This window comes from Actinomadura sp. NPDC048032, assembly GCF_040653175.1.
Classification (GTDB): domain Bacteria; phylum Actinomycetota; class Actinomycetes; order Streptosporangiales; family Streptosporangiaceae; genus Spirillospora; species Spirillospora verrucosospora.
In genome coordinates this window covers 1-2537 of record NZ_JBEZJP010000688.1, presented here as the reverse complement: position 1 = coordinate 2537, position 2537 = coordinate 1, and the positions used below count along the sequence as shown (strand labels likewise).

3 protein-coding genes are annotated in these 2537 nt (G+C 68.5%); all 3 read left to right on the top strand.

Going from position 1 to position 2537, the window contains the following annotated elements:
* Window positions 1-351: cellulose-binding domain-containing protein (locus tag AB0C69_RS41075; RefSeq protein WP_360362066.1), on the top strand; the 351-nt coding region annotated here is incomplete at its 5' end.
* Between the two features lie 314 nt (window positions 352-665).
* A complete protein-coding gene (locus tag AB0C69_RS41070) occupies window positions 666-1949 on the top strand; it encodes an extracellular solute-binding protein (RefSeq protein WP_360362063.1) in 1284 nt (427 codons plus the stop codon).
* Window positions 1946-2537: sugar ABC transporter permease (locus tag AB0C69_RS41065; protein WP_360362060.1), on the top strand; the 592-nt coding region annotated here is incomplete at its 3' end. The genes AB0C69_RS41070 and AB0C69_RS41065, both read left to right, overlap by 4 nt.

Sequence of the window (2537 nt, the reverse complement as noted above, 5' to 3'; positions counted from 1 at the left end):
GCGCCCCCGGCGGGCCGGACGACGACCGCGGCGACCGCGTGCTCGGTGTCCTACCGCGTCGACGGGACGTGGCCCCGGGGCTTCCAGGCCACCGTCCGCATCACCAACCTCGGAGACGGCGCGATCGACGGCTGGACCCTCGGCTTCGCCTTCCCGGACGGCCAGTCGATCACCCAGCTGTGGAACGGCAGCAGGTCGCAGGACGGTACGTCCGTCACGGTGACGGCGGCGGAGTGGAACCGGTCGATCCCGCCGCACGGGACGGCCGAGTTCGGCTTCCTCGGGAGCCAGGACGGCGCCAACGGAACCCCCTCGCGATTCACCCTGAACGGCGCGCAGTGCCGTAACTGAGCAGTGTTCATTGCATTTATCTCCTCCTTCGGGCCTGGCGGCCCTCCATCGTCGACGAACGCGGCGATCGCTGGCATCGCTCCGTCTCGCCTGGCGGCTCGCTGCGCGATCAGGTTCTCGCTCCGCTCGGACCTGCCTTCGGACGCGATCGCCCTCAGCGCTATGGGAGCGCTCCCAGTTCGTCGGCGCAGGTCAGTGGGCTCGTAGCCGAATTGGTGTAGGTCGTCCTATTGTGTCGCGGCCGAGCGAGGGCTTAGCATCCCCGCAATCGAAGCGCTTCGACAGGCGCTCGGTCCCACCCCGGAGGAAGACCCATGATCAAGGCAGGCAGGAGCGCGGCGGTGCTCGCCGCCCTTGCCGCGGCGGCGCTGTCGCTCACCGCGTGCGGCGGCGACGACGGCGGCTCCGGCGGCAAGGAGCTGAAGCTCTGGCACTACGAGGCCCCGGACAGCGCCATGGGCAAGGCGTGGGACGAGGCGGTCAAGGAGTTCGAGGCCACCCACCCGGGCGTCAAGGTGAAGTTCGAGGAGAAGGGCTTCGAGCAGATCCAGAAGACCGCGCCCATGGTGCTCAACTCCAAGGACGCCCCCGACGTCATGGAGTACAACAAGGGCAACGCGACCGCCGGCCTGCTCTCCAAGCAGGGTCTGCTCACCGATCTCACCCCCGAGGTCACCAAGCGGGGCTGGGACAAGCTGATCAGCCCGAACGTCCAGGTCACCGCCAAGTACGACGCCAAGGGCACGATGGGCGGCGACAAATGGTACGGCGTTCCGGACTATGCGGAGTACGTGCAGGTCTACTACAACAAGGACCTGTTCAAGAAGAACGACGTCGAGATCCCGAGGACGTTCGCCGAGCTGACCGCCGCGATGGACGAGTTCGTCGCGAAGGGCGTCACGCCGATGACCAATGCGGGCGCCGAGTACATGGCGCACCAGTTCGTCTACCAGCTCGCCCTGGACAAGGCCGACCGCGCCTGGGTGGACGCCTTCCAGCGCTACACCGGCAAGACGAACTTCAACGACGCCGCCTGGACCTACGGGGCGACCACCTTCGCCGACTGGGTGAAGAAGGGCTACATCGCCAAGAACTCCGTCAGCCTCAAGGCGGAGGACGCGGGCGTCGCGTTCATGAGCGGCAAGTTCCCCATGATGTTCTCCGGGAGCTGGTGGTTCGGCCGGGTCGCCGCTGAGGCGAAGTTCGACTGGGAGACCGCCGTCTGGCCCGGCGCCAAGATGACGCTCGGCTCGGGCGGCAACCTCTGGGTCGTCCCCAAGGGGTCGGAGAACAAGCAGCTCGCCTACGACTTCATCGACATCACGATGAAGAAGCAGGCGCAGACCACCCTCGGCAACGCGGGCGGCGTGCCGGTCGCGGCGGACCCGGCCGCCATCACCGACGCCAAGGCCAAGAAGCTCATCGCCGACTTCGACGGGCTGTCCCGCTCCGACGGGCTCGCCTACTACCCGGACTGGCCGGTCGCCGGCTTCTACGACGCCTGGGTGGCGCAGACGCAGAAGCTCATGAACGGCGCGGCGCCGGGCGAGGTCCTCGGCGGCATCCAGAAGACCTACGACGGCGGCCTGCCGAAGTGACGACGCCAGGCCGCGGCCGGTCGCGGGAGCAGTGGGGCTACGTGCCCTACCTGCTCCCCGGCCTGCTCCTGTTCACCGCCGTCATCGGGGTGCCGTTCCTGATGAACATCGGGACGAGCTTCACCGAGTGGACGGGCGTCGGCACCCCGGAGTGGATCGGGCTCGGCAACTACCGCGAGCTCGTGAAGGACGGGGAGTTCTGGGCCTCGTTCCGGCACAACGTCCTGATCATCGTCGGGATGGCGATCGTCCCGACGATGATCGGCCTGGTGCTGGCCGCGGCCCTGACCGACCTGGTCGACCGGCACTTCGGGCCGCGCACCGCGAGCGTCCTGCGCGCCTGCGTCTACCTGCCGCAGGTGCTGCCGGTCGTCATCGCGGGCGTGGTGTGGAGCTGGCTGCTGGCCCCGGAGAACGGCGCGGTCAACGCGCTCCTGGACGCCGTGGGCCTCGGCTCCCTCGCGCACGACTGGCTCGGCGACCCGGCCACCGCCCTGTGGAGCGTCGTCGGCGTCATGGTCTGGATGCAGATCGGCTTCCCGCTGGTGATCTTCATGTCGGGTCTGCAGCGGGTGGACCCCTCGCTGT